The sequence below is a fragment of the Pseudomonas sp. ABa2 genome (assembly GCF_056676075.1).
In genome coordinates this window covers 2,824,224-2,849,076 of the sequence record NZ_CM155239.1, presented here as the reverse complement: position 1 = coordinate 2,849,076, position 24,853 = coordinate 2,824,224, and the positions used below count along the sequence as shown (strand labels likewise).

At 66.1% G+C, this 24,853-nt stretch carries 20 protein-coding genes, 4 tRNA genes and 1 pseudogene; 17 read left to right on the top strand and 8 right to left on the bottom strand.

Annotation, left to right across the window (positions count from 1 at the left end):
- Positions 1 to 62: 62 nt before the first annotated feature.
- Entirely contained in the window at positions 63 to 2,804 is a 2,742-nt protein-coding gene (gene acnA / locus AC1G9C_RS13800; RefSeq protein ID WP_480407864.1) for an aconitate hydratase AcnA, read from the bottom strand.
- A 192-nt stretch (positions 2,805 to 2,996) separates the two neighbouring features.
- Between acnA and rlmM the strand changes: the two genes are divergently transcribed.
- A complete protein-coding gene (gene rlmM, locus AC1G9C_RS13795) occupies positions 2,997 to 4,052 on the top strand; it encodes a 23S rRNA (cytidine(2498)-2'-O)-methyltransferase RlmM (RefSeq protein ID WP_480407863.1) in 1,056 nt (351 codons plus the stop codon).
- A 91-nt stretch (positions 4,053 to 4,143) separates the two neighbouring features.
- Here rlmM and AC1G9C_RS13790 read toward each other — a convergent pair whose 3' ends face one another.
- Complete coding sequence (locus AC1G9C_RS13790) at positions 4,144 to 4,341, bottom strand: hypothetical protein (protein ID WP_480407862.1); 198 nt, start codon at positions 4,339 to 4,341, stop codon at positions 4,144 to 4,146.
- Positions 4,342 to 4,622: 281 nt separating this feature from the next.
- Between AC1G9C_RS13790 and tusA the strand changes: the two genes are divergently transcribed.
- Complete coding sequence (gene tusA, locus AC1G9C_RS13785; RefSeq protein WP_031302689.1) at positions 4,623 to 4,862, top strand: sulfurtransferase TusA; 240 nt, start codon at positions 4,623 to 4,625, stop codon at positions 4,860 to 4,862.
- Positions 4,863 to 4,884: 22 nt separating this feature from the next.
- Here the strand turns inward: tusA and AC1G9C_RS13780 are convergent, their stop codons facing one another.
- Together AC1G9C_RS13780 and AC1G9C_RS13775 are read right to left on the bottom strand one after the other, a co-directional pair.
- Positions 4,885 to 5,952 carry a DUF3080 domain-containing protein gene (locus AC1G9C_RS13780; protein WP_480407861.1) on the bottom strand — a complete coding sequence of 356 codons (1,068 nt, stop codon included), beginning with the start codon at positions 5,950 to 5,952 and terminating at the stop codon, positions 4,885 to 4,887.
- 36 nt (positions 5,953 to 5,988) lie between these two features.
- Positions 5,989 to 7,362, bottom strand: coding sequence for an MATE family efflux transporter (locus AC1G9C_RS13775; protein ID WP_397496771.1), 1,374 nt, complete (start codon positions 7,360 to 7,362; stop codon positions 5,989 to 5,991).
- A 149-nt stretch (positions 7,363 to 7,511) separates the two neighbouring features.
- Here AC1G9C_RS13775 and pdxB point away from each other — a divergent pair, with 149 nt between their 5' ends.
- The 3 genes from pdxB to AC1G9C_RS13760 all read left to right on the top strand — a co-directional run bounded on the left by pdxB (position 7,512) and on the right by AC1G9C_RS13760 (position 9,750).
- Positions 7,512 to 8,642 (top strand): 4-phosphoerythronate dehydrogenase PdxB, encoded by a 1,131-nt coding sequence (pdxB, locus tag AC1G9C_RS13770; RefSeq protein ID WP_480407860.1) that lies wholly within the window; start codon positions 7,512 to 7,514, stop codon positions 8,640 to 8,642.
- Positions 8,643 to 8,809: 167 nt separating this feature from the next.
- Positions 8,810 to 9,295, top strand: a complete 486-nt coding sequence (locus AC1G9C_RS13765) for a glutathione peroxidase (RefSeq protein WP_021444509.1) — start codon at positions 8,810 to 8,812, stop codon at positions 9,293 to 9,295.
- Complete coding sequence (locus AC1G9C_RS13760; protein ID WP_021444510.1) at positions 9,292 to 9,750, top strand: MarR family winged helix-turn-helix transcriptional regulator; 459 nt, start codon at positions 9,292 to 9,294, stop codon at positions 9,748 to 9,750. Before AC1G9C_RS13765 ends, AC1G9C_RS13760 begins: the two co-directional genes overlap by 4 nt.
- A gap of 43 nt (positions 9,751 to 9,793) precedes the next feature.
- On the opposite strand, the gene AC1G9C_RS13755 is transcribed toward AC1G9C_RS13760, so the two are convergent.
- Positions 9,794 to 12,115: a hybrid sensor histidine kinase/response regulator gene (locus AC1G9C_RS13755; protein ID WP_122107068.1), complete on the bottom strand. Its 2,322-nt coding sequence runs from the start codon at positions 12,113 to 12,115 to the stop codon at positions 9,794 to 9,796.
- Positions 12,116 to 12,221: 106 nt separating this feature from the next.
- Between AC1G9C_RS13755 and AC1G9C_RS13750 the strand changes: the two genes are divergently transcribed.
- Positions 12,222 to 13,112, top strand: coding sequence for an ATP-binding protein (locus AC1G9C_RS13750; protein ID WP_480407859.1), 891 nt, complete (start codon positions 12,222 to 12,224; stop codon positions 13,110 to 13,112).
- Positions 13,109 to 13,591: a GAF domain-containing protein gene (locus tag AC1G9C_RS13745; RefSeq protein WP_480407858.1), complete on the top strand. Its 483-nt coding sequence runs from the start codon at positions 13,109 to 13,111 to the stop codon at positions 13,589 to 13,591. The genes AC1G9C_RS13750 and AC1G9C_RS13745 overlap by 4 nt, the downstream gene beginning before the upstream one ends.
- Positions 13,592 to 13,680: 89 nt before the next feature.
- Here the strand turns inward: AC1G9C_RS13745 and AC1G9C_RS13740 are convergent, their stop codons facing one another.
- Together AC1G9C_RS13740 and AC1G9C_RS13735 are read right to left on the bottom strand one after the other, a co-directional pair.
- The gene (locus tag AC1G9C_RS13740; protein ID WP_480407857.1) at positions 13,681 to 14,337 is read right to left on the bottom strand and encodes a glutathione S-transferase family protein; all 657 of its coding nucleotides are present in this window, start codon (positions 14,335 to 14,337) and stop codon (positions 13,681 to 13,683) included.
- Between the two features lie 40 nt (positions 14,338 to 14,377).
- Positions 14,378 to 15,145 carry a hypothetical protein gene (locus AC1G9C_RS13735; protein ID WP_031303554.1) on the bottom strand — a complete coding sequence of 256 codons (768 nt, stop codon included), beginning with the start codon at positions 15,143 to 15,145 and terminating at the stop codon, positions 14,378 to 14,380.
- Between the two features lie 222 nt (positions 15,146 to 15,367).
- Here AC1G9C_RS13735 and AC1G9C_RS13730 point away from each other — a divergent pair.
- The 10 genes and pseudogenes from AC1G9C_RS13730 (at position 15,368) to AC1G9C_RS13685 (ending at position 23,800) form a co-directional block, all read left to right on the top strand.
- A tRNA-Glu gene (locus AC1G9C_RS13730) sits at positions 15,368 to 15,443 on the top strand.
- 27 nt (positions 15,444 to 15,470) lie between these two features.
- Positions 15,471 to 15,546, top strand: a tRNA-Gly gene (locus AC1G9C_RS13725).
- A gap of 44 nt (positions 15,547 to 15,590) precedes the next feature.
- Positions 15,591 to 15,666, top strand: a tRNA-Glu gene (locus AC1G9C_RS13720).
- Positions 15,667 to 15,687: 21 nt separating this feature from the next.
- Positions 15,688 to 15,763 (top strand) — tRNA-Gly (locus AC1G9C_RS13715).
- 211 nt (positions 15,764 to 15,974) lie between these two features.
- A complete protein-coding gene (locus AC1G9C_RS13710) occupies positions 15,975 to 16,208 on the top strand; it encodes a hypothetical protein (protein WP_480407856.1) in 234 nt (77 codons plus the stop codon).
- A 252-nt stretch (positions 16,209 to 16,460) separates the two neighbouring features.
- Positions 16,461 to 16,804, top strand: a pseudogene (locus tag AC1G9C_RS13705) (Hsp20/alpha crystallin family protein); the annotation flags it as partial.
- A gap of 98 nt (positions 16,805 to 16,902) precedes the next feature.
- Positions 16,903 to 19,746 carry a heat shock survival AAA family ATPase ClpK gene (clpK, locus tag AC1G9C_RS13700; RefSeq protein ID WP_480410411.1) on the top strand — a complete coding sequence of 948 codons (2,844 nt, stop codon included), beginning with the start codon at positions 16,903 to 16,905 and terminating at the stop codon, positions 19,744 to 19,746.
- 290 nt (positions 19,747 to 20,036) lie between these two features.
- Positions 20,037 to 20,507 carry a phosphate-starvation-inducible PsiE family protein gene (locus AC1G9C_RS13695; protein ID WP_021441646.1) on the top strand — a complete coding sequence of 157 codons (471 nt, stop codon included), beginning with the start codon at positions 20,037 to 20,039 and terminating at the stop codon, positions 20,505 to 20,507.
- A gap of 322 nt (positions 20,508 to 20,829) precedes the next feature.
- Positions 20,830 to 22,611 carry a monovalent cation:proton antiporter-2 (CPA2) family protein gene (locus tag AC1G9C_RS13690; protein WP_480407855.1) on the top strand — a complete coding sequence of 594 codons (1,782 nt, stop codon included), beginning with the start codon at positions 20,830 to 20,832 and terminating at the stop codon, positions 22,609 to 22,611.
- Between the two features lie 220 nt (positions 22,612 to 22,831).
- Positions 22,832 to 23,800 carry an LLM class oxidoreductase gene (locus tag AC1G9C_RS13685; RefSeq protein ID WP_480407854.1) on the top strand — a complete coding sequence of 323 codons (969 nt, stop codon included), beginning with the start codon at positions 22,832 to 22,834 and terminating at the stop codon, positions 23,798 to 23,800.
- 150 nt (positions 23,801 to 23,950) lie between these two features.
- Here the strand turns inward: AC1G9C_RS13685 and AC1G9C_RS13680 are convergent, their stop codons facing one another.
- Positions 23,951 to 24,772, bottom strand: a complete 822-nt coding sequence (locus AC1G9C_RS13680; RefSeq protein ID WP_457787362.1) for a CmcJ/NvfI family oxidoreductase — start codon at positions 24,770 to 24,772, stop codon at positions 23,951 to 23,953.
- Positions 24,773 to 24,853 lie beyond the last annotated feature (81 nt).

Below are 24,853 nucleotides of genomic sequence, written 5' to 3'. Positions count from 1 at the left end.
AAACGGATTCTGCCTGGCGTCACCCTTTCGTCGCGACCCGGGCCGTCCCTGGCCCGCTCGTTCTAGTTGGCGATCATCTGCCGCAGCACGTAATGCAGGATGCCGCCGGCCTTGAAGTATTCCACCTCGTTGAGGGTGTCGATGCGGCACAGCAGTTCGACCTCCTCGCGCTGGCCGTTTTCGCGGACGATGGCCAGCGACAGCGGCATATGCGGGTGCAGTTCGACGCCGTCGAGGCCGTGGATGCCGAGCTTCTCGCGGCCGGTCAGGCCCAGGCTCTTGCGGTCGCAGCCGGGCTTGAACTGCAGCGGCAGCACGCCCATGCCCACCAGGTTGGAGCGGTGGATGCGCTCGAAGCTCTCGGCGATCACCGCCTTGACCCCCAGCAGGTTGGTACCTTTGGCCGCCCAGTCGCGGCTCGAGCCGGTGCCGTACTCCTTGCCGGCGATCACCACCAGCGGCGTGCCCGCTTCCTGGTAGCGCATGGCCGCGTCATAGATCGACAGCTTGTCGCCACTGGGAATATGCAGAGTGTTGCCGCCTTCCTCGCCACCGAGCATTTCGTTCCTGATGCGGATATTGGCGAAGGTGCCGCGCATCATCACCTCGTGGTTGCCGCGGCGCGAGCCGTAGGAGTTGAAGTCCGCGGGCGCCACGCCCTGTTCGCGCAGGTAGCGCCCGGCCGGGCTGTCGGCCTTGATGTTGCCGGCCGGCGAGATGTGGTCGGTGGTCACCGAGTCGCCGAGCAGGGCGAGGATGCGCGCCTCATGGATATCGCCGATATGCGGCGGATCGCCGGCGATGTCCTCGAAGAACGGCGGGTGCTGGATATAGGTGGAGTCCGCCTGCCAGACGTAGGTGTCGGCCTGCGGCACCTCGATGGCCTGCCACTGTGCGTCGCCGGCGAACACCTCGGCGTATTCCTTGCGGAACATGGCGGTATCGACCTTGGCGATGGCCTCGGCGATCTCCGCCTGGCTCGGCCAGATGTCTCTGAGGTACACCGGCGCGCCGTCCTTGCCGGTGCCCAGCGGCTCCTGGCTGAGGTCGAGGCGCACGCTGCCGGCCAGGGCGTAGGCCACCACCAGCGGCGGCGAGGCCAGCCAGTTGGTCTTCACCAGCGGGTGCACGCGGCCCTCGAAGTTGCGGTTGCCGGACAGCACCGAGGCGACGCTCAGGTCGGCCTGGGTGATGGCCTGTTCGATGGGCTCGCGCAGCGGCCCGGAGTTGCCGATACAGGTGGTGCAGCCATAGCCCACCAGGTCGAAACCGAGCTTCTCCAGGTAGGGCGTCAGGCCGGCGGCGTTGAAGTACTCGGTGACCACCTTGGAGCCGGGCGCCAGCGAGCTCTTGACCCAGGGCTGGCGCTGCAGGCCTTTGTCCACGGCCTTCTTGGCCAGCAGGCCGGCGGCCATCATCACGCTGGGGTTGGAGGTGTTAGTGCAGGAGGTGATGGCGGCGATCACCACCGCGCCGTGCTTCAGGCGATAGGTCTGGCCCTCGTCCTGATAGTCCACCCCGCCACTTTGCTGGCCGCCGCCGACGGCTGTGCCGCCCCCCCCTTCGTTGAGCAGGCGACCGTCTTCCTTGGCCGTGGGCTTGAGCTGCAGGCCGAGGAAATCGTTGAAGGCCTGGGCGACCTGACCGAGGGCGACGCGGTCCTGCGGGCGCTTCGGCCCGGCCAGGCTGGCTTCGACGCTGCCCAGATCGAGGCTCAGGTTATCGCTGAACAGCGGCTCGGCGCCGGGCTCGCGCCACAGGCCCTGGGCCTTGCAGTAGGCCTCCACCAGCTGCACTGTGGCTTCCGGGCGGCCGGACAGGCGCAGGTAGCCGAGGGTGATGGCGTCGACCGGGAAGAAGCCGCAGGTGGCGCCGTATTCCGGGGCCATATTGGCGATGGTGGCGCGGTCGGCCAGCGGCAGGTCGGCCAGGCCGTCGCCGTAGAATTCGACGAACTTGCCCACCACGCCCTTGCTGCGCAGCATCTGGGTGACGGTGAGCACCAGGTCGGTGGCGGTGATGCCTTCCTTGAGCCTGCCGCTGAGCTTGAAGCCGATGACTTCCGGAATCAGCATCGACACCGGCTGGCCGAGCATGGCCGCTTCCGCCTCGATGCCGCCGACGCCCCAGCCGAGCACGCCGAGGCCGTTGATCATGGTGGTGTGCGAGTCGGTGCCGACCAGGGTATCGGGGTAGGCGAGGGTGGCGCCGTCCTCCTCCTTGGTCCATACGGTGCGCGCCAGGTATTCCAGGTTGACCTGGTGGCAGATGCCGGTGCCCGGCGGCACCACGCTGAAGTTGGCGAAGGCGTGCTGGCCCCAGCGCAGGAAGGCGTAGCGCTCGCCGTTGCGCTGCATTTCCAGCTCGACGTTGTCGTGGAAGGCGCTGGAGGAGGCGTAGCGGTCGACCATCACCGAGTGGTCGATGACCAGGTCCACCGGCGACAGCGGGTTGATCCGCTGCGGGTCGCCGCCGGCCTTGGCCATGGCGTCGCGCATGGCGGCGAGGTCGACCACCGCCGGCACCCCGGTGAAGTCCTGCATCAAGACCCGCGCCGGGCGGAACTGGATCTCCCGCTCGGAGCCGCGCTTGTCCAGCCAGTCGGCCATGGCCTGCAGGTCGGCGGCGCTGACGGTGTGGCCGTCTTCGCAGCGCAGCAGGTTTTCCAGCAGCACCTTGAGCGACTTGGGCAGGCGGTCGATGTTGCCGAGGCGCTGGGCCGCCTCGGGCAGGCTGAAGTAGTGGTAGGTGGCGTCGCCGATCTTCAGTTCGCGGCGGCAGTTCAGGCTGTCGAGGGAGGGCATTGCACTTCTCCTTGAGGCCCGTACGGTCGGGCCGTTTCTGATGACTGCAGAGCGTTCAAGCTAGTTGCCTATGAGCGGTCTGGCCAGCGTTCATTCGGGATTCGCTGCTGGCAATCTGCCTAGCACTGGACAGGAAGGTCGCGTCCGCGGTTCCCGCCTCGGGTATCATGCGCGGCCCAAGGAGACGTCTCGATGAATACCCTGTTTTTCCATTGCCGCCCCGGTTTCGAAGGCGAGGTCTGCGCCGAGATCGCCGAGCTGGCCGCGCGTCTGGACGTGGCCGGCTACTCCAAGGCCAAGCCCGGCGGCGCTTGCGCCGAGTTCATCTGCAGCGAGGCCGGCGATAGCGCGCGGCTGATGCGCGGCGTGCGGTTCAACAGCCTGATCTTCCCGCGCCAGTGGGCGCGCGGCGCCTTCGTCAGCCTGCCGGAGAGCGAGCGCATCGGCGTGCTGCTCGAGGCTTTGGCCGACTACCCGCAGTGCGGCAGCCTGTGGCTGGAAGTGGTGGACACCAACGAGGGCAAGGAGCTGTCGACCTTCTGCAAGAAGTTCGAGGCGCCGCTGCGCAAGGCCCTGCGGGGGGCCGGCAAGCTGGTGGACGACGCCAGCAAGCCGCGTCTGCTGCTGACTTTCAAGAGCGGCCGCGAGGTGTTCGCCGGCATCGCCGAGGCGGACAACCAGGCGATGTGGCCGATGGGCATTCCGCGGCTGAAGTTCCCCCGCGAGGCGCCGAGCCGCTCGACGCTCAAGCTGGAGGAGGCCTGGCACCACTTCATCCCGCGCCAGCAGTGGGATCAGCGCCTGGCCCCGGGCATGACCGCGGTGGATCTGGGCGCGGCGCCCGGCGGCTGGACCTGGCAGCTGGTCAACCGGGAAATCCGCGTCACCGCCGTGGACAACGGGCCGATGGCCGAGAGCCTGATGTATTCGGGGTTCGTCGTGCACCAGCGTGCCGATGGTTTCCTGTTCCGCCCACGCCATCCGGTGCACTGGATGGTCTGCGACATAGTCGAGAAGCCGGCGCGCACCGCTGCGCTGATCGAGACCTGGCTGGGCGAGGGGCTGTGCCGCGAGGCGGTGGTCAACCTCAAGCTGCCGATGAAGCAGCGCTACGCCGAGGTGCGCCGCCTGCTCGAGCGCATCGAGACGGGCTTTGCCGCGCGCGGGGTGAAAGTGGCGCTGGCCTGCAAGCAGCTGTATCACGACCGCGAGGAAGTCACCTGCCATCTGCGCCGGCTGGGCAAGTAGCGGCGATATCCGGCGGGACCTCGTAGGCTGCGCCGGGCGCACCAGGGGCAGCCGACAGGTGCGCACGACCTGGGCGACGCCGCGGCATCCATCACTCGGCTTCTGGGCGCTTTTCGGCCTCTGGCCCTTGCACCCTGATCCAGTAGCTCTGCTTGTGCCCGCGCGCCTCGAAGGTGCGCGCCAGCGCCTCGGCGGCGGCGCGGTCGAGGCCGTCGCGGACGACGAACTCGTTGCCGTTGTCGTCCAGGCGGACCAGGCACCAGAGTTGCGGCGGTTGGCGATCGGGCATGGGCGGGGCCTCGGCTGCGTCCCCACAGATTAGCCCGGCGCAGCAGCGTCGGGCTGGTATTCAACCGAGCCCGGGCAAACGCCCGGCCCGGGCTCCCGCGGCGCCCCGGGCTCCGCCCGGAACTGGCGTGCAGGCTGTCCCTAACCCGCCGGAGCGCAGGCACTGTGCCGTAGATGCCGGGCGGGCGCCGCCCATCCAAGGTTGTGCGGGCAAGGTGACCTGGAGGTCAGCTTTGCGCGACAATGCCCGCCTGCCAGTGGAGCCCCCTTATGTCCGATGCCCTGACCCTGTCCCACGACGATCTGCTCGATGCCAGCGGCTTGAACTGCCCCGAGCCGGTGATGATGCTGCACAACAAGGTGCGCGACCTGCAGCCCGGCGGCCTGCTCAAGGTGGTGGCCACCGACCCCTCGACCCGCCGCGACATTCCCAAGTTCTGCGTGTTCCTCGGCCACGAGCTGCTCGGCCAGGCCGAGGAGGACGGCACCTACCTGTACTGGATCCGCAAGAAGGCGGAATAGGCCGGAGGTCCGCAGACCGTCGCTAGGCGTCGCCCGGGACGCCGCTCCAGCCCGCTTGCCCCGGCGCCAGTCCGCAGCTGTTCAGCAGCGCCTGCCAGGCCTTGACGTGACGCGCGGTGGCGGCGCGGAAATCCATCCACAGCGAGTCCCGTTCGCCGGCCAGGCGCTCCAGATAGGCGCCTGTCGCCGGCGGTATGCCGTCGATGCCCTGCAACTGTCGCAGCGCCGCCTGCCATTGCTGGCCGCGCTGGTCGACGGCAGCCAGGTAGGGCTGCAGGCCGCCGGCGTAGAACTTGACGAAGATGTTCTGCAGGATGCGCCCGCGCGGCGTCGCCTGGCCCAGCGGGCACAGCGGCCGGCGTTGCTGGCGTTGCTCGAGCAGCTCGCTGGCGGCGTCGAGGCTGTGGCGCAGGCTGGCCAGGCTGGTGATCAGCTGGCCGCCCTGGTCGCTGGCGTACAGCGCGAAGAACAGCGGCTCCAGCCGTTCGGCAGGCGGCGGCAGGCGCTGCGGCAGTCCGGCGCCGATGGCCGCCAGTTGCTCCAGGGCGTCCAGCGCGGCGCCGTCCTCGGCGAAGGCGACTGGTAGCGCCTGGTCGGCGAAGCGCAGGTAGCGTTCGACCTCGCGGCTGCCGTTGAGGGCATTCCAGAACACCGCCGGCAGTTGGCCGCGCTTGTCGGCAGCCAGGCGCTGCAGGGTGGTCTTCAGGCCGGCGTCGTCCTGCAGGTGCGGCAGGCAGGCGTCGATGGCGCGCAGCAGGTCACCCTCGTAACCCAGGCGCTGGCTGGGCACCAACTGCTTGCCCAGGCTGCTGTTGCGCTGGCTGATCAGCTGCTGCAGGTGCGGGCAGCGCCGCGCGTCGATCACCAGATCGAGCAGGCCGATACGCAGCTCGGGCAGCGCCAGCAGGCGCTCGCGTCGCGGCGGCAGGCGGTACTGGCTGGCGCTGCGGCTGTCGAAGGCGACGAAACCGTCGCTCTCCAGCGCCCGATCCAGACGCTGGAGGTAGTCGGCCTGCAGCGCCAGGCCGTTATCGGCCGGGCCGCAGGCGGCGAGCAGCAGTGGGCAGAGGAGCAGGACGAGTCGCTTCATGCCGCCAGTGTATGGCCTCGGCGCGCCGGGTTCGACTCAGGCCGTCGCACGAATCCGTTTGCGCGCGCTGCGTGCCAGGCGCACCGCCAGCATCAGCGCGGCGCAGGTCAGGCCGACCACCAGGCCCTGCCACAGCCCGCTGGGACCGCTGGGTTCGCCCAGCCAGTCGGAGAGCCCCAGCGCATAACCCACCGGCAGGCCGATGCCCCAGTAGGCGAACAGCGTCAGCAGCATGGTGATGCGCGTGTCCTGGTAGCCGCGCAGGGCGCCGGCGGCGGTGACCTGGATGGCGTCGGAGAACTGGAACAGTGCCGAATAGACGATCAGCGTCGCCGCCACCGCGATCACCGCCTTGTCCGGGGTGTAGATCTGCGCGATCTGCTCGCGCAGCAGGAGCATCAGGCTGGCCGACAGGCAGGCGTAGCCCAGCGCCGCGCCCATGCTCACCCCGGCGGCGAAGCGCGCCTCGCGCGGCTGGCCACGGCCCAGCGCCTGGCCGACCCGCACGGTGGCGGCCATGCCCAGCGAGTAGGGGATCATGAACACCATGGAGCTGAAGTTCAGGGCGATCTGGTGGCCGGCGACCACGGTGGCGCCAAGGCCGCCGATCAGCAGGGCGATCACCGCGAAGATGCTCGATTCGGCGAACACCGCCACGCCGATCGGCACGCCGATGGCCAGCAGGCGCTTGATCACCGCCCACTGCGGCCGCTCGAAGCGGGCGAACAGGGCACTGGGGCGGTAGTAGGGCGCCCACTTTACCCATATCAGCATGCCGATCAGCATGAACCCCATCACCAGCGCCGTGGCCCAGCCGCAGCCGACGCCGCCCATGGCCGGCAGGCCGAACTTGCCGTAGATGAAGATGTAGTTGGCCGGGATGTTCAGCAGCAGGCCGAGGATGCCCAGCACCATGCTCGGCCGGGTGTGGCCGAGGCCGTCGCTGAAGCAGCGCAGCACGTGGTACAGCGCTACCGCCGGGAAACCGCAGGCCACCGCGCGCAGGTAGCCCATGGCCGGGGTGATCAGCGCCGGCTCGATGCCCATGTAGCGCAGGATGAACTCGGCGTTCCACAACAGTGCCGCGGCGCCGCCGCCGACCGCCAGGGCCAGCCACAGTGCCTGGCGCACCAGCGGGCCGATGGCCGCCTCCTCGCCGGCGCCGAAGCGCTGCGCCACCTTGGGCGTGGTGGCCAGGAGGATGCCGGTCATCAGCAGGAACACCGGCACCCAGATGGAGTTGCCCAACGCCACGGCGGCCAGGTCCCGCGGGCTGACCCGCCCGGCCATCAGGGTGTCGACGAAGCCCATGGCGGTGTGCGCCAGCTGGGCGATGATGATCGGCGTGGCCAGGACGAGCAGGCTGCGCAGCTCCGTGCGCACGCGCCCCAGGCGGTTCTCGGCAGACATGAGGGTTCTTCGGTTGGGCGGAAAACCGCGTAGTCTACGCCCTGACGCCTTGGTCAGGAAAGCGCGCCGTGCCGCTCTGCGCGGCGGCATACGGGGCGACGCTGGCGCCGCGCTGGCATAGAATGGCGGCCTGATCCGCGGAGCCCGCCATGCATATAGTCGCCGACGAAAACATTCCCCTGCTCGACGAGTTCTTCGCCGCCTTCGGCAGCATCCGCCGGCTGCCCGGCCGGGCCATCGCGGCGGCCGATGTGCGCGACGCCGATCTCCTGCTGGTGCGTTCGGTGACCCGCGTCGACCGCGCGCTGCTGGAAGGCAGCCGCGTGCGTTTCGTCGGCACCTGCACCATCGGCACCGATCATCTGGATCTCGACTACTTCGCCGAGGCCGGCATCGCCTGGAGCAGCGCGCCGGGCTGCAACGCCCGCGGCGTGGTGGACTACGTGCTGGGCAGCGTGCTGACCCTGGCCGAGCGCGAAGGCGTCGATCCGGCCACGCGGGTCTATGGCGTGGTCGGGGCAGGGCAGGTCGGCGGGCGCCTGGTCGAGCTGCTGCGCGGCCTGGGCTGGCAGGTGTGGGTGTGCGACCCGCCGCGGCAGGCGGCCGAGGGCGGCGATTTCGTCGACCTCGAGCGGATAGTCGCCGAGTGCGAGGTGATCAGCCTGCATACGCCGCTGGACGCCGGCACCCGCCATCTGTTCGATGCCGCGCGTCTGGCAGCGCTCAAGCCCGGCGCCTGGCTGATCAACGCCAGCCGCGGCGCGGTGGTGGACAACGCCGCGCTGCGTCAGCTGCTGCCGCAGCGGCCGGATCTCAAGGCGGTGCTCGACGTCTGGGAAGGCGAGCCGCAGGCCGACGTCGAACTGGCCGCGCTGTGTCAGCTGGCCACCCCGCATATCGCCGGCTACAGCCTGGACGGCAAGCTGCGCGGCACGTCGCAGATCTACCAGGCCTGCTGCCGCGCCCTCGGTCTGCCCGAACAGGTGCGCCTGGCCGACTTGCTGCCGGCGCCCTGGCTGAGCGAGGTGACGCTGGACGGCACTGCCGACCCGGCCTGGGCGCTGGCTGCCCTGTGCCGCGCGGTGTACGACCCGCGCCGCGACGATGCGGATTTCCGCCGCAGCCTTATCGGCGACGCCGAGGCACGCCGCGCCGGCTTCGACCGTCTGCGCAAGCACTACCCGATGCGCCGCGAACTCGACGGCCTGCGCGTGCGCCTGCAGGGCGAGGCGCCCGAGCTGGCGGCGCTGGTACGGGCGTTGGGGGCTACCCTCGCATAGGGAACCGCCGGGCCGCCCAGGCCGCGCGCACCGATTGTCGAGGGCAAAGGCAGGTGGGGCCGCATGACGCACTATCCATGCGCCTTATCGTTGAGCAATTAAATTGCACGCAATCTAATTGCTCGCTATTTTGTTCGGCACATCCCGCCCACTTCAGGACGACTCCCATGAGCAACGCACTCTTCGATATCCCGGTCACCACCATCAAGGGTGAGCAGAAGACCCTGGCCGATTTCGGCGGCAAGGCCGTGCTGGTGGTCAACACCGCCAGCAAGTGCGGCTTCACCCCGCAGTACAAGGGTCTGGAAAGCATCTGGCAGCAGTACAAGGACAAGGGCCTGGTGGTGCTGGGCTTTCCCTGCAACCAGTTCGGCAAGCAGGAGCCGGGCGACGAGGGAGCGATTTCCGAGTTCTGCGAGCTGAATTTCGGCGTCAGCTTCCCGCTGTTCAAGAAGGTCGACGTCAATGGCGCCGATGCCCATCCGCTGTTCGTCCAGCTGAAGAAGCGTGCCCCCGGCCTGCTCGGCAGCCAGGGCATCAAGTGGAACTTCACCAAGTTCTTGATCGGCCAGGACGGTCAGGTGATCAAGCGCTTCGCCCCGACCACCAAGCCGGAGGAGCTCTCCAGCGAGATCGAAGCCCTGCTCAAATGACCGCTTTCGATAGCGCCCAACTGCAGCTGGACAACCAGCTGTGCTTCAAGCTCTACGCCGCCTCGCGTGCGGTGATTCGCGCCTACAAGCCGATGCTCGACGCGCTGGGCCTGACCTACCCGCAGTACCTGGCGATGCTGGTGCTCTGGGAATGGCAGGCGCAGGCGCCCGAGCAGCCGACGCTGAAGGCCCTGGGTCAGCGCCTGCAGCTGGACTCCGGCACCCTCACGCCGCTGCTCAAGCGCCTGGAGCAGATGGGCCTGGTGCAACGCCGCCGCGCCGCCCACGACGAGCGCGAGGTGCACCTGGCCTTGAGCGAGGCGGGCAGGGCGTTGCAGGCGCGGGTGGCGCCGCTCAAGGCGCAGCTGCTGTGCCAGTTCGGCGGCGAGGAGCTGGCCGAGCTGGACGGCTTGCGCCAGCGCCTGGATCGCCTGCTGAGCCGACTCGGCACCTAGGGTGCCGCGGGGCCGCCCAGGTCCTGCGCGCCAGCCGCAGTGCTCAACGCGTGACCGCGGCCGGCAGCCAGGTATCGAGCAGGGCGGCCAGCTCCTCGCGGCGGAAGGGCTTGGCCAGGTAATCGCTCATGCCGGCGGCGCGGCAGCGTTCACGCTCGTCGGACAGCGCATTGGCGGTCAGCGCGACGATCGGCAGGTCCGGCCAGCGGCCGTTGCGGCGAATCCGCCGGCTGGCCTCATAGCCGTCCATCACCGGCATGTTGCAGTCCATCAGCACCAGGTCGACGGCCTCGCGCTCCAATAGGTCCAGGGCTTCGCCGCCATGCCCGGCGACCAGCACCTGGCAGCCCAGCTTGGCCAGCATGCCCTTGGCCACCAGCTGGTTGACCGGGTTGTCCTCCACCAGCAGCACCCGCGCCGAGCGCTCGCTCGGCGCCTGGGCGTGGGGTGTGCCGCCGGCGCTCGGCGCATCGCTGTGGAGGATATGGCGGAGCATCTGCAGCAGGCCGGCGCGCGCCAGCGGGCGGGCGATCTGCTGCAGCGGGGCGAGGCGCTGGGCCTGATCAAGGGGCAGGAAGTTGCCGTAGGCGGTGACCAGCAGCACCGGCGTGTTCAGCGTTGGTCGCAGGCCGAGCAGGCATTCCGGGCAGTCGCTGATCAGCAGGTCGGCGTCCACGCCGAGCAGGCTGGCGTCGGTGTCCAGGCGCCGGTAGTGCAGGCCCCAGGCCGGCAGCCACTGGCTGAGCACCTGGTGCAGGCCGCTGCTGGCCGGGGTGAGGGCGACGATGCGGCCGTGCAGGGTCGGTTGCGCCGCCGCCTCGGCGTGCGCCGGCAGCGGCAGCTCGGCGCAGAACTCGCTGCCGAAGCCTTCCTTCGATTGCAGGCCGAGGCTGCCGTGCATGGCCTCGCACAGGCGGCGGGTCAGCGCCAGGCCGAGGCCGGTGCCGCCGTACTCGCGGGTGATGCCCACCTCGGCCTGGGCGAACGGCTGGAAGATGCGCGCCTGGGCGTCTTCGGCGATGCCGATGCCGGTGTCGCGCACGCGGATGCGCACGCCGTCCGCGCTGCGCGATACCTGCAGGTCGACGCGGCCGAAGCGGGTGAACTTCAGCGCATTGGACAAGAGGTTGCTGACGATCTGCCGCACCCGGGTAGGGTCGCCGACGACCTGGGCGGGCAGGTCGGGGGCGATCAGGCAGGTCAGCTCCACCGCGCCGGCGGCGTTCTGCGACAGCAGGCTGGCGGTTTCCTCGGCCAGCACGCCGAGGTCGAAGGGAATCTGCTCCAGCTCCAGCTGGCCGGCCTCGAACTTGGACAGGTCGAGGATGTCGTTGAGCAGCTCCACCAGTACCTTGCCGGAATCGTGGGCGATGCCCAGCTGCTGGCGTTGCTCGGCGCTGAGCGGGCCGTCCAGGGCCAGGGCGAGCATGCCCAGCAGGCCGTTGAGCGGGGTGCGGATCTCGTGGCTCATGTTGGCGAGGAAGGCCGAGCGGGCCTGGGCCATGTTCAGTGCGGTGGTGCGCGCCAGTTCCAGCTCGCGGTTGGACTGGCTGAGGCGGGCGTTGGCGGCCTTGAGCTCGGCGGTGCGCGCCGAGACGATGTTCTCCAGCTCGGCCAGGTACTGGGTCAGGCGATCCTCGGCGTTGCGCCGCTGCTCGATCTCCTGGGCGATGCTCGACAGCTGGCGGTTGGTCACCTCGACCAGGGTGCCGATCTCGTCGCGTTCGTGGCCCTTGGGGCAGGGCACCGGGCGATGCTGCGGGTCCTGCGGGTTGCGCTCGCTGAGCGCGCGGATCACCCCCACCAGCGGCTTGGTCAGCATGAAGTAGAACAGCACCAGGAGGATCAGCGACAGCAGCAGGCTGCGGGCGAAGCCGGTCAGCAGGGTCAGCAGCGAGCGGCGCAGGAAGTGGCTGCCGAAGGCGTAGGTGTCCACCTCCAGGCGCAGCTCGCCGAGCGCTTCGTTGGGCGCGTGGGCGACGTAGAGCGGATCCTGGAACTGGCGCTGGGCGCCGAACAGGCTGTCGCTGAACACCCGGTAGCGGCTCTCGCTGCGCGGCCGGCTGACGCTGGCCAGCACCAGGCCGCTGTTGTCGATCAGTTCGGCGCGGGTCACCGCCGGCGAACGCAGCAGGCCGAGCACCAGTTCCTGGGCCAGTTCGGCGTCGATGTTGTAGGCGATACGGGCGGCGGGGTTGTGGCTGATTTCCAGCAGCGCGCGAATCTCGCGGTTGATGGAGGCCTCTTCGCTGGCATAATCGATCGCCACCTGGGTGACGCTGAGCAGCGTGCCGAGGATGAACGCCACCAGCACGGTCAGGCCGGCCTGTCGGAACGACAGGCGATGGGTGAGCGATATATCCATGGCGGCGGGCGTGGTCTCTGATCCGTGGCGCCTGCCAAGCATAGCCGATAGCGGCGCCGGACCGGCAGAGCCCGCAGCGTGCGGCCCTGCGCAAAAGGAGTAGAGCGTGGATTCCCGATTGCAGAGCTTTCTGGCGCGTGCCGAGCAGGTGCTGGCGCGCCTCGAACCCCTGTTGCCCGCAGTGCGGGCGGAACTGGACTGGAACCGGAGCCTGGCCGCGCGCTGGCCGCGCGACGGCCGCAGCGGTTTCCTGCAGCCCCTGGCGGTCAGCCTCGACCTCGGCCTGCACGACCTGCTTGGCATCGACGCCCAGCGCGAGCAGCTGGCGCGCAACACCCGCCAGTTCGTCGCCGGCCTGCCGGCCAACCACGCGCTGCTGTGGGGCGCGCGCGGCACCGGCAAGTCGTCGCTGGTGCGCGCGCTGCTCGCCGAGCACGCGGCGGCCGGTCTGCGCCTGATCGAGATCGAGCGCGATCACCTGGCCGACCTGCCGCGGGTGGTGGAGCAGCTGGCGCGCCTGCCGCAGCGTTTCGTGCTGTTCTGCGACGACCTCTCGTTCGAGGCCGGTGAGGGCGATTACCGGGTGCTCAAGAGCGTGCTCGACGGCTCGCTGGAGCGCGCGCCGGACAACGTGCTGTTGTACGCCACCTCCAACCGCCGACACCTGATGCCGGAGAAGCAGAGCGACAACGAGAACTGGCAGATGGTCGACGGCGAGCTGCACCCCAACGAGGCGGTGGAGGACAAGATCGCCCTGTCCGACCGTTTCGGCCTGTGGCTGTCGTTCTACCCCTTCAGCCAGGAACACTACCTCGACGTGGTGCGCCACTGGGTCGAGGTGCAGGCGGCGTCGGCCGGCCTGCGCTGGCAATGGAGCGAGGCGCTGGAGAAGGCCGCGATCCGCTGGGCCCTGGGTCGCGGCAACCGCAACGGCCGCTGCGCCTTTCAATTCGCCCGGCATTGGGTCGGGCTGCAACTCTTGGAGCAAGACGCATGATCGACCTTTCCCAGACCGGCTCCGGGCTGGACGGCTACCCCCTGCTGGCGGCGCAACTCGAAGCGCTGCTCGCCGGCGAGCGCGACTTCATCGCCAACGCCGCGCAGTTTTCCGCCTTCCTGTTCCACGAACTGGCCGACCTGAACTGGGCCGGGTTCTACCTGGCCCAGGGCGAGCAACTGGTGCTTGGCCCCTTCCAGGGCAAGGTGGCCTGCGTGCGCATTCCCTTCGGGCGCGGCGTGTGCGGCGCGGCGGCGGCGAGCCGGCAGACCCAGCGGGTGGGGGACGTGCACGCCTTCGCCGGGCATATCGCCTGCGACAGCGCCTCCAATAGTGAGCTGGTGGTACCGCTGATCAAGGACGGCCGGCTGATCGGCGTGCTGGACCTGGACAGTCCGCTGAGCGGGCGTTTCAGCGAGGTCGATCAGGCCGGCATCGAGGCGCTGGCGGCGATCTTTCTGGCGGCGACAGATTGTTGAGTCGCCAGGCAGCCCCGGATTGCATCCGAGCTACTGAGGATTAAGTCGGGTAGTCGATTAGGGTGGACAACGCGCAGCTTGTCCACCGATCAACGCGCGCGGATCTTCTCCAGGGTGCGCAACTCGCGCGGTAGCAGCTGCTGCACCGAGGCGCGCGCCGTGATCCGGGCGTAATGTGCGGCCAGGTGCGGCCAGCGCGCCGCATCCAGCGTCTCGCCGCCGTGCTGCATATTGATCAGCTGGCAGGTGAGGGCGAGGTCGGCCATCGACAGGCGCTCGCCGACCAAGTACTCGGCGTCCCCCAGCACGCCCTCCAGATAGTCGAAATGCCCCGGCAGTTTCTCCAGCGTGGCCTGCACCTTGGCCTCATCGCAGGGCTGGCCCAGGCTGGGTTTCAGCGTGCGGTTGCGAAACACGCCGAAGGTGCATAGCGGAGCGAGTTCGTAGTCGGCGTACTTTTCCAGCCAGCGCACCTGAGCGCGCTGCGCCGCGCCTTCACCGTACAGGGCCAGGCGTGCGGGGTAGCGCTCCTCCAGGTACTGGCAGATGACGCTGGAGTCGGCCAGGGTCAGGTCGCCGTCGCGAAACGCCGGGATGCGCCCCAGCGGATTGAGCTCGCGGTACCAGTCGGGCTGGCCGAACGGGGTGACCACCTCCAGCTGGTAGTCCAGGCCCTTTTCCAGCAGGCACAGGCAGAGTTTGCGGACGAAGGGGGAGAGCGGCGCCCCGTAGACGGTCAGACTCATCGGAACTCCTTATGGGGTACGGCGGATCGCTTGGCAGACGCTAGTCGTAGATATTCTTCTTCTTCCAGTCGTCGTCATCCAGGCTCTTCAAACCTTCGGTCAGCTCGCTGGGCGCATCGGCCGAGGGCTGCACCTTGTCCAGCACCAGGGCGTTGGCGCTCGCCAGTTGCTGCTCGAAGTGCTTGAGCTGGGTCTGGTACAGCGCCGGTTCCGGTTGTTTGCGCAGGTACTGCACGCCGCGCTCGAAGGCCAGGCGCGCCTGGCCCGGCTGGTTCTGTTGCAGGGCCTGCTGGCCGAGGTTGCCGAAGAACTCGATATGCAGCTGCACCAGCATCTGGCGGATCTGCTGGAGCCAGTGCTTGCCTTCATTGGCCGGCAGCAGACCGATCTGCGCCGAGCCGGTGATCAGGGCGTGCAGGTTTTCCAGAAGGTAACGCACGTCCTTGGCCTTGGCTTCGTTGAGGATGGGTTGCGGGGCGTTGTTCACCGGGATCGACTCGCCCCGGGCCACCAGCGCCTTGAGTTCATCGATGCGACCCTTGAGGCCGGCGTTGCCCTTGTCCAGCGGCAGCAGGCGCTCGCTCAGTTGCAGTTGCAGGCGGCTGAGCAGCAGTTTCAACGCTGCGCTCATCAACTGGCCGGGCATCTTTTCCGAGACGTCCAGGCAGCGGCGGATACGGTCGTTGAGATCGGCTTTCTGCCGGGCTTTTTCCAGCTTGCTGTTCTCGACCATGTGATTGACGTAGGCGATCACGATCAGCAGCGCGATGCCTCCGACTATCAGCAGGGTAATCACGAGTGGGGACACTGCTTGAACCTCTCGAGTGCTGGTTTTTCGTCCGAGTGTAGTGGCTTGGCTGCAAGGCTCCTAGTGCCACGTCAATTTATGGCCTGAAGTCTTTGATTTTGAAAAATTTTTAGAGAGAGGTTGACGACCTCCTAAAGCCTCCCTAGAATGCGCGCCACTTCCAGCGCAATGCTCGAAACAGAGCGAGGGAAGCCGGAAAAGCTGTTGTAAGTTCCGGGCTGCGTCCCCTTCGTCTAGTGGCCTAGGACACCGCCCTTTCACGGCGGTAACAGGGGTTCGAGTCCCCTAGGGGACGCCACTTTCCACGGGGAAGTGGGTTGTACATGCGGGAATAGCTCAGTTGGTAGAGCACGACCTTGCCAAGGTCGGGGTCGCGAGTTCGAGTCTCGTTTCCCGCTCCAGATTCGCCAGGCTTACTGCGGCAGGCGGGCAACCAAGTTCCAAGGTCCCCTTCGTCTAGTGGCCTAGGACACCGCCCTTTCACGGCGGTAACAGGGGTTCGAGTCCCCTAGGGGACGCCATTTTCTGTACCAAGTTGTATTGCGGGAATAGCTCAGTTGGTAGAGCACGACCTTGCCAAGGTCGGGGTCGCGAGTTCGAGTCTCGTTTCCCGCTCCAAATTATGATCTACAGGCATCCAGCACAGTCTGAAGATCGTTGAAAAAAGGGCCTTACGGCCCTTTTTTCGTTTCAGCGATAGCTAGCGGAATCTGCCCCCGGCCAGGTGTTTAAAGTCCACCTCTGCGGGGCGTGGTTTCCGGATGGTTGCCGGAGGAGTGCGGCCGGCGAGGCAAGCATCGGGTCCGGACTCTTGTTCAGGAGTTCGTTCATGGCACTTGCTGGTGTCGTCGTCCGGCAGGCCCGCCCCACCGGCGCAGACTATCCCCCTGACGTTGACGGCCTTTCTTTGGCGATATCCGCCAGGATCGACCGCAAGCAGAAGCTCCGGGCTGTCCGTTCGGCCATGGAGAACAGCTGGCTCGCACACCCCGGGCTGGACTTCAAGGACGGGCGGCAAAGCACGCGCATCCTCGACAAGAACCTGCTGCCCTGGGCGCCCTAACGGCGCGCACCGTCGAGTGCTTCCACGCCAACCAGCGGGTGGCCAGTCGCTCGCGGCACGCTTCCAGCGCAGCAGCTTCCGTTCCGCCTGGCACAGGAATGCCGCTGGTGCCTGGTGTGTGCTGTTCGACGATGATGGAGCGCTCGGGAGCTGAATCCGCGCCCGCCTTCTGAGCTAGATTAAGTCGCTTGACTTCTAGCCTGCCAAGCGCAGACTTTGTCAGGTATTGCAACAGTCCCCTTGGGCTTGGCTGGATTTGGTTTTCTGGCGCTTGCCGTGCCGCGCTTGCCGTTCGACTGGCGAGGCATGCTGCAGCTGGCGCTGGATTCTCAGGAAACCAATAAGCAGTACAAGATGTCCTTCGACGTTCCCGGTGTCGAAGAAAAGGACTTCCAGATCACGCCCGACAACGACCTGCCGATGGTGCGAGGTGAAAGCGCCAGGAGCTGGAGAAGAAGGAAGGCGGCTTCCCTCGTGTCGAACGCCCCTACGGCAGTTTCCAGCGTGCACTGAACCTGCCTGACGATGCCAACCAGGATTCGAAGCGCGAAGCAAGTGCACCTAAGCACGGCCGTTCGATTCCGATTGGTAGCTAACTCGGAAAGTCCCTTGCGGTCGCCACGAAATCCAACCAGGAGACGAGGTGCCGCGGCCTGCTGCACCTCGTCATCCGAATGACCCGAGGAGCGTCCGCATGGCCAGGAAACAGTGCCAAATCTGCGGCCAACCCGCCACCGCGCGGGTGGAAGCCAATCTCAATGGTCGCCGCACCACCATGCTGTTGTGTGACGATCACTACCGCCAACTGGTGCGCCAGCAAAAACGCGCCATTTCCCCGCTGGAAGCCCTTTTCGGCTCGCGCAGCGGCTTGTTCGAAGATTTTCTGGGCAGCGATTTCTTCCGCATCGGAGAAGAGTCGGCACCGGCTGCAGCCGATGCCGATGAAGTGGTCGATGCGTCGTTTGGCGAACCAGCCTCCACAGCATCTGGCACGCCGCGCCGTCGCGGCAGCGGGCTGGCCAGCCGCATCAGCGAACACTCCGAGGCCCTGTTGCAGGAAGCTGCCAAGCGTGCCGCGGACTTCGGTCGCTCCGAAGTCGATACAGAACACCTGTTGCTGGCGCTGGCCGACAGCGACGTGATCAAGACCATCCTGAGCCAGTTCAAGATCAAGGTCGATGACCTCAAACGCCAGATCGAAGCCGAAGCCAAGCGCGGCGACAAGCCGTTCGAAGGCGAGATCGGCGTGTCGCCGCGGGTGAAGGATGCGCTCAGTCGCGCCTTCGTCGCCTCCAATGAATTAGGACACTCCTACGTCGGGCCCGAGCACTTCCTGATCGGCCTGGCCGAAGAGGGCGAAGGGCTGGCCGCCAGCTTGCTGCGCCGCTATGGCCTCACGCCGCAGGCCCTGCGTCAGCAGGTAAACAAGGTGGTCGGCAAAGGTGCGGAGGATGGCCGCGCCGAGACGCCGACCAATACCCCGGAGCTCGACAAGTATTCGCGCGATCTCACCAAGATGGCCCATGCGGGCAAGCTGGATCCGGTCATCGGCCGCGCGCAGGAAATCGAAACCACCATCGAGGTGCTGGCGCGGCGCAAGAAGAACAACCCCGTATTGATCGGCGAGCCTGGCGTGGGCAAGACCGCCATCGTCGAGGGGTTGGCACAGCGCATGGTGGCCGGCGAGGTGCCCGAGACGCTGCGCGACAAGCGCCTGGTCGAGCTGAACATCAATTCCATGGTGGCCGGCGCGAAGTACCGTGGCGAGTTCGAGGAGCGCGTGCAGAAGGTGCTGAAGGAGATCTCCGAGCACCAGGGCGAGATGATCCTCTTCATCGACGAGGTGCACACCATCGTGGGCGCCGGCCAGGGTGGTGGCGAAGGCGGGTTGGACGTGGCCAACGTCTTCAAGCCGATGATGGCGCGTGGTGAGCTGAACCTGATCGGCGCGACGACGCTCAACGAGTACCAGAAGTACATCGAGAAGGACGCCGCGCTGGAGCGGCGCTTCCAGCCGGTCATGGTGCCCGAGCCAACGGTGGCGCAGACCATCATGATCCTGCGCGGCCTGCGTGATACCTTCGAGGCGCACCACAAGGTCAGCATCACCGAGGACGCGATCATCGCGGCCGCCGAGCTGTCCGATCGCTACGTCACCGCGCGCTTTTTGCCGGACAAGGCCATCGATCTGCTCGATCAGGCTGCCGCCCGCGTGAAGCTGTCGGCGACGGCCCGCCCCGTTGCGGTGCAGGAGTCGGAGGCCGAACTGCACCAGTTGCGCCGGGAGCAGGACTACCTGGCTTCCCGCAAGCAATACGACAATGCGGCGGAGGTCGGCAAGCGCATCGAAACCAAGGAAGCCGAACTCAAGACGCAGGTCGAGGACTGGGAACGCGAGCGCGGCTCGGGCAGCGCCGAAGTCAAGGCGGAGCACGTGGCGCAGATCGTCTCGCGCCTGACCGGCATCCCGGTCAATGAGCTGACGGTGGAGGAGCGCGAGAAGCTGCTGCACCTGGAGCAGCGGCTGCACGAGCGCCTGGTGGGGCAGGACGAGGCGGTACGGGCGGTGGCGGATGCAGTGCGGCTGTCGCGCGCGGGTCTGCGCGAAGGCAGCAAGCCCGTGGCCACGTTCCTGTTCCTGGGCCCCACCGGCGTCGGCAAGACCGAACTCGCCAAGGCGCTGGCCGAATCCGTCTACGGCAATGAGGGCGCCCTGTTGCGCATCGACATGTCGGAGTACGGCGAGCGTCATACCGTGGCGCGGCTGGTGGGCGCTCCGCCGGGCTACGTCGGCTATGACGAAGGCGGCCAGCTCACGGAGAAGGTCCGTCGCAAGCCCTACAGTGTGCTGCTGCTCGACGAGATCGAGAAGGCCCACCCCGACGTCTACAACATCCTGCTGCAGGTGTTCGACGACGGGCGGCTCACCGACGGCAAGGGTCGCGTGGTGGACTTCACCAACACCATCATCATCGCCACCTCCAACCTGGGATCCGACATCATTCAGCGCCGGCTGAAGGCGCGCGGAGCGGCCGGCGAGGAGTACGAGAAGACCAAGGCAGAGGTGATGGACGTGCTGCGCGGGCACTTCCGCCCCGAGTTCCTCAACCGCATCGACGAGCTCATCGTGTTCCATGCGCTGGGCAGGGAGGAGATCCGCCACATCGTCGGCCTGCAACTCGATCGCGTGGCCCGCAGTGCCGCGAGCCAGGGGGTGACGCTGACGTTCGATGGGACGCTGGTCGATCACTTCGCGGAAGAAGGTTACAAGCCCGAATTCGGTGCCCGCGAGCTCAAACGGCTGATTCGCAGCGAACTGGAAACGGCACTGGCGCGCGAGATACTCGGCGGCGGCATCGGCAAGGGTGATCACGCCTGTGCACGTTGGGACGACAAGGCGGAGCGGGTCGCCTTCGACCGCAAGCCAGACGCTGCGGCCAGCGCCGAAGCTCCCGCCGAATCTGCGCAACCGCCAGGCTCGTCCAAGGAGCCGAGCAAGGGGGCGCGCAAGAAGAAGTCCGAAAGTGGTAAAGCATGAAGCGCGGGGCTGCCCTGATCCTGAACATTCGAGACGGGCAGCCCGTGCTTTCTCTTTGATGCGCCGGGCACCTCTCGGGTCGAGCCCGGCCTATCCAAGTACGACGTTCCCTGCGCGCGCGGGGTGGAGCACCTGGCTGCGCGACCTCCTGTCGTGACGACCTGGCGCGGCTGCCGACATCGCCCGCGACATGTTCACGCGCTTCGGCATGGACGAAGGCCTGGGCTGGCGCAAGAGGCGCAGCGACCGCGATTTCTCGTAGGAATGGCCTGTTTCTGAAGGAGTGGCGCATGAGCAACAGCAATCAGACCGGGACGACACTCGAACGACTTCGTCGTGAATGGGCGGTGATGACGTTTTACGAACGCTTCGAGCAGGCCGTCGCCATCATCCTTTCAGCGGTGATCGCGGTGATTATCCTGGTCTCGCTGGTGCAGCTGATTCACATTGTCTTCAGCCTGCTGATCATCGATGCATTCAACCCGCTCGACCACAAGATCTTCCAGACTGTGTTCGGCATGATCATGACGCTCCTGATCGCGATGGAATTCAAGCATTCCATCGTGCGCGTGGCCTTGCGCCGTGACAGCATCATTCAGGTCAAGACGGTCATCCTGATCGGGTTGATCGCGCTGTCCCGCAAGTTCGTGGTCCTGGATCCCGATGTCAGCCCGGCCAAAGTCGCGGCACTGGCTGGCGCCACCCTGGCCCTGGGTCTGACCTACTGGCTGTTGCGTGAGCGCGATGACCGCATTGCCTAGGACGCCATGCCTGACAGCGAGTGGCCCAGGCGACAAACGTCGAGTCTGGCCACGGCATCGCTTGAGCAGCCAGATAGCGCTGCCGGTTTGGACTTTGATCGGTATCGCCGCACTCGCCGGCGGCCTTTTACTCGGCGAAAGGGGGCTGTGGATCGCCCCGGGAGCAAGCCGACTTGCCTCGTTATTCGAACCGGCGGCAGCTGCGGCGCCGACGCTGAAGTTGTATGGCGCGCGTGCCATCCGGTCGGGTGAAGCACCCGAAATCGGGGCTGTACGAACGTTTACCTGTAACCGCTCCTGACATGGGCTGAGGGTCAAGGCTATGGCCGCTGAAGGCAACGCAGGACAATTATTGGGTGTCATCACGTTGCTCGCTGCGGCCGTGGTGGCAGTGCCGCTGCTCAAACGCATCGGGTTCGGCTCGGTGCTGGGTTACCTGGTGGCGGGGATGATGATTGGCCCCTTCGGACTGCAATTGATCCATGACCCCCACACCATCATTCAGGTGGGCGAGCTGGGTGTGGTGATGTTTCTTTTTGTGATTGGACTGGAGCTGAAACCCTCGCACCTATGGGAGCTGCGTGGGCAGATCTTTGGGTTGGGCAGCCTGCAGGTGGTGGTCTGTGCTTTTCTGCTCACCTTTGTCGGTATGGCCTTTGGTTTCCCCTGGCAGGTGTCGTTTGTGTGCGCAGCCGGTTTTGTACTCACATCCACGGCCTTGGTTATGCAAGTCCTCTCGGAACGCGGTGACATAACCGAGCCGAGGGGGCAGCGCATCGTGTCCATTTTGCTGTTTGAAGACCTGTTGATAGTGCCGTTACTGGCGGTGGTGGCATTTCTGGCGCCCACTGAATTGGTGCATGAGCCCACGTCACCGCTTTGGCAGCGTATCGGTATCGCCGCCCTGTCCTTGGGCGCACTGGTGGCCATCGGATTGTGGCTGCTCAATCCACTGTTTCGGGTATTGGCCCAAGCCCGGGCGCGCGAGGTGATGACCGCCGCCGCGCTACTGGTGGTGCTGGGGGCAGCGCTGCTGATGGAAGTCGGCGGGCTTTCAATGGCGATGGGGGCGTTCGTTGCCGGTGTGCTGCTATCGGAATCCACATTTCGCCACCAGTTGGAGGCCGACATAGAGCCGTTTCGCGGCCTGCTGCTGGGGCTGTTTTTTCTTGGCGTCGGCATGGCCTTGGATCTGCAAGTGGTGGTCACGAACTGGATGCTCATCACCTCTGGTGTGCTGGCGCTGATGGTGGTCAAGGCACTGTGTATTTATGCGGTCGCGCGCCTCGCGAAGAGCTCCCATGGCGATGCGCTGGATCGTGCAGTGCTTATGGCGCAGGGTGGCGAATTTGCTTTTGTGTTGTTTGCCGAGGCGCTCAAGCTCAGGGTCATCAGCCCCGAAGTCAACGCCAATATGACGGCTATCGTGGTGCTCTCCATGGCCATTACGCCGGTGGCCTTACTGCTGTACAGGCGTTTTGCCCGCGCACAGAGCGTTTCGATGGCCGGTGTGGAAACCGCACAGAATCTGCAAGGTAATGTACTCATCATCGGCTTTGGCCGCGTTGGCCAGATTGCCTGCCAGGCACCGCTCGCTCAGGGAGCGAAACTTTCCATTATCGAGATAGATCCGGAGGTGATCCGCGCTGTGGAGCCCTATGGTTTCAAGGTCTATTACGGTGATGGTGCCCGCCATGAAATATTGCACGCTGCCGGTGCCCATCACGCCCGCGCCATCATCGTTTGTGTGGATGATAAAAAGGCCGCGACACGCATAGTCGAAAGTACGCGGCACTACTGCCCGCAGGTGCAGTTGGTGGTGCGTGCCTTTGACCGCGAGCACGCGCTGGAGCTGGTCAAGCACGACGCCGACTACATAGTGCGGGAAACCTTTGAGGCCGCGCTGCTGCTCGGCCGTCAGGCCGTGCTGACGCTGGGGGCGTCGGAACTCGAAGCCGACGCGGTAACCGACGAAGTGCGCAAACGCGATGCCGAACGTTTTGCCCTGGAAACAGCGGGTGGTCTGTTTGCCGGGCGAGCATTGGTACTGGGAAACATCGAGCATATCGAACCGCCGAACCAAGAAGCGCGGGACACCCAGTGAGCACTCATTCGGGATCGTATAGGTCTGTCGCCGTCGACCGTCTCGCTCTGTATCGCTGCCTTGCAGCGGGGGTAGCTGGTGACCTCGCAACGCATCGCCCCCGGGCCATTGCAAACGCCCAGCGCGGAGCTCCAGGTGGCCTTGATAACGCTGATTTGATATCCGCTCGCAGGGATGTCTTTCAGCTCCTCAACATCTTTTGAAATAGGTAGGAGGGCGTATGTTCACTCCGAATTCCATTCCCTATCAGCGACAACCTGGCTTTCAGCGCACTTACCGCCAAGGCCGCTTGACCCTGGGTCTTTTCTTTCCCCTCGAAGCCTTTGCCGGTGATACGCCGAGCATGCTCGACCAGGTGAGCCTGGCTCAACGTGCCGACAAGCTGGGTTTCTCTGCCCTCTGGTTTCGCGACGTGCCGTTACGCGACCCCAGCTTCGGTGATTCGGGTCAGGTCTTCGACCCCTGGGTCTACCTGGGTTTTATGGCGGCACACACACACTCGATTGCGCTGGGTACCGCCTCGATCATCCTGCCAATCCGCAATCCCCTGCACACCGCCAAGGCCGCTACCAGTGTCGATCAGCTCAGCGGTGGCCGCCTGTTACTCGGTGTGGCTTCCGGTGACCGACCGGTGGAGTTTCCCGCATTCGGTGTCGACCCGGAGCGACGCGACAGCCTGTTCCGCGAATACCTCGAGGTATTTCGCGAGGCTCAGCGCAGCAGTTTCATGCCTTTGACCTGGTCCGGCGGGACGCTTGAGGGCGCGGATCTGATTCCCAAGCCGACCACGGCGGAAATTCCTTTCTTTGTCACCGGCCATAGCCGCCAGACACTGGAATGGATTGCCCGCTACAGTCATGGCTGGATCAGTTATCCGCGCGCCCCGAAGACGCAGCAGCTGATTGTCGAGAACTGGCGCACTGCGGTTCGTGCCGAATGCGGTGAGCTGTTCAAGCCCTTCACCCAGTCGCTATACATCGACCTGACCGATAACCCGCAGACACCACCACGATCGATCCACCTGGGCTATCAACTAGGGCGATATCACCTGATCTCATTGCTGGAAAGCTTGCAGGAGATCGGCGTTAACCATGTGATCATCAATCTGAAGTACGGCCAACGCCCTGCAGGCGAGGTGATCGAGGAACTCGGTCAGTTCGTTCTGCCCAACTTCGTCCTGGCAACATGAGGCGGCATGGTGCTGGATAGCTACGCCCCGCTGACAGCCGTCGTCGGCACCTGGGTCAATCCCTACCGACGAGGGGCGGCCGATCCCTGGTAAAGCGCGGGGGAGGGGGGCAAGTACCGCCCAGGGAGATCCACGTCAGGTGACCAGGACCTAGTCAAAGAAGGCCAGGGTGCGAACCTCGATACTCTCGCGCGGCGGGGCTCCCGGCGGCGTATTGGGATCCTGGAAGGCGGTGTGGGGGGTGAAGCGGGCACGGCCGTCGTGACGCGAGTCATACCCCTTGATCAGCAAGACTTCGTCACGGCGCATGTCCGGAAAATAGTACCAGCGCTGGTGCGGATTGTAGGCCAGGTGGTAGATCTCACCGATCCGATCCGGATAGACCAGGTCGGTGGCCAGCAGGTCATTGGGGTCTAGCGTCGAGGCGTCCAGCACGGCCAGCGGCGAGCGCTTGACGGGCCCGCTCATCGGGCGCCAGAGGTTGATCTGAGCCACTGGCATCGCTGCCAGTGCGGCGGCCTGATCCCCGCCCAGCACGTCGCGGACACGCTCAGGCCCCGAGCGCTCGGTGTAGTCATTGTGCACACGGCTGGCTGGCCCACGAATATCCCGCCGCTCGGCGTCGCTGCGCCTGGTGTGGTCGAAGACGACGACCCGACTCGCGCCCGTCAACTCCATGATCAAGGCCTTGACCTCGTCGTAGTAGAGGTTTTCCACCGAGGTATCGTCGTAGAGGTCGGCGACCAGCGTATCCCGGCGATGGAATTCAAAGCCCTGCTTGTCCAGAGAAAGGCTGTCTGCCAACGGACGACCGTTGTGTATCGTGACCTCGCGCTCCTCCTGCTCGGCAAAATAGTGCGGTTCGCTGTCGCCGGTCAGCGCCTCGGTGTGCACATAGGGCTTCGCATCGTGCTTGACCAGGTAGGTGAGTGTTGCGATGACGCTAGCGGGCATATCAGTTGTGCGTTTCAAGTAATGCCTCCCAGTCTGCTGACCGCACCCGGTGTGGTGTCACCGTGGCTGCGCTGTAGCTTGCATGTAGGCTCCCTCGCT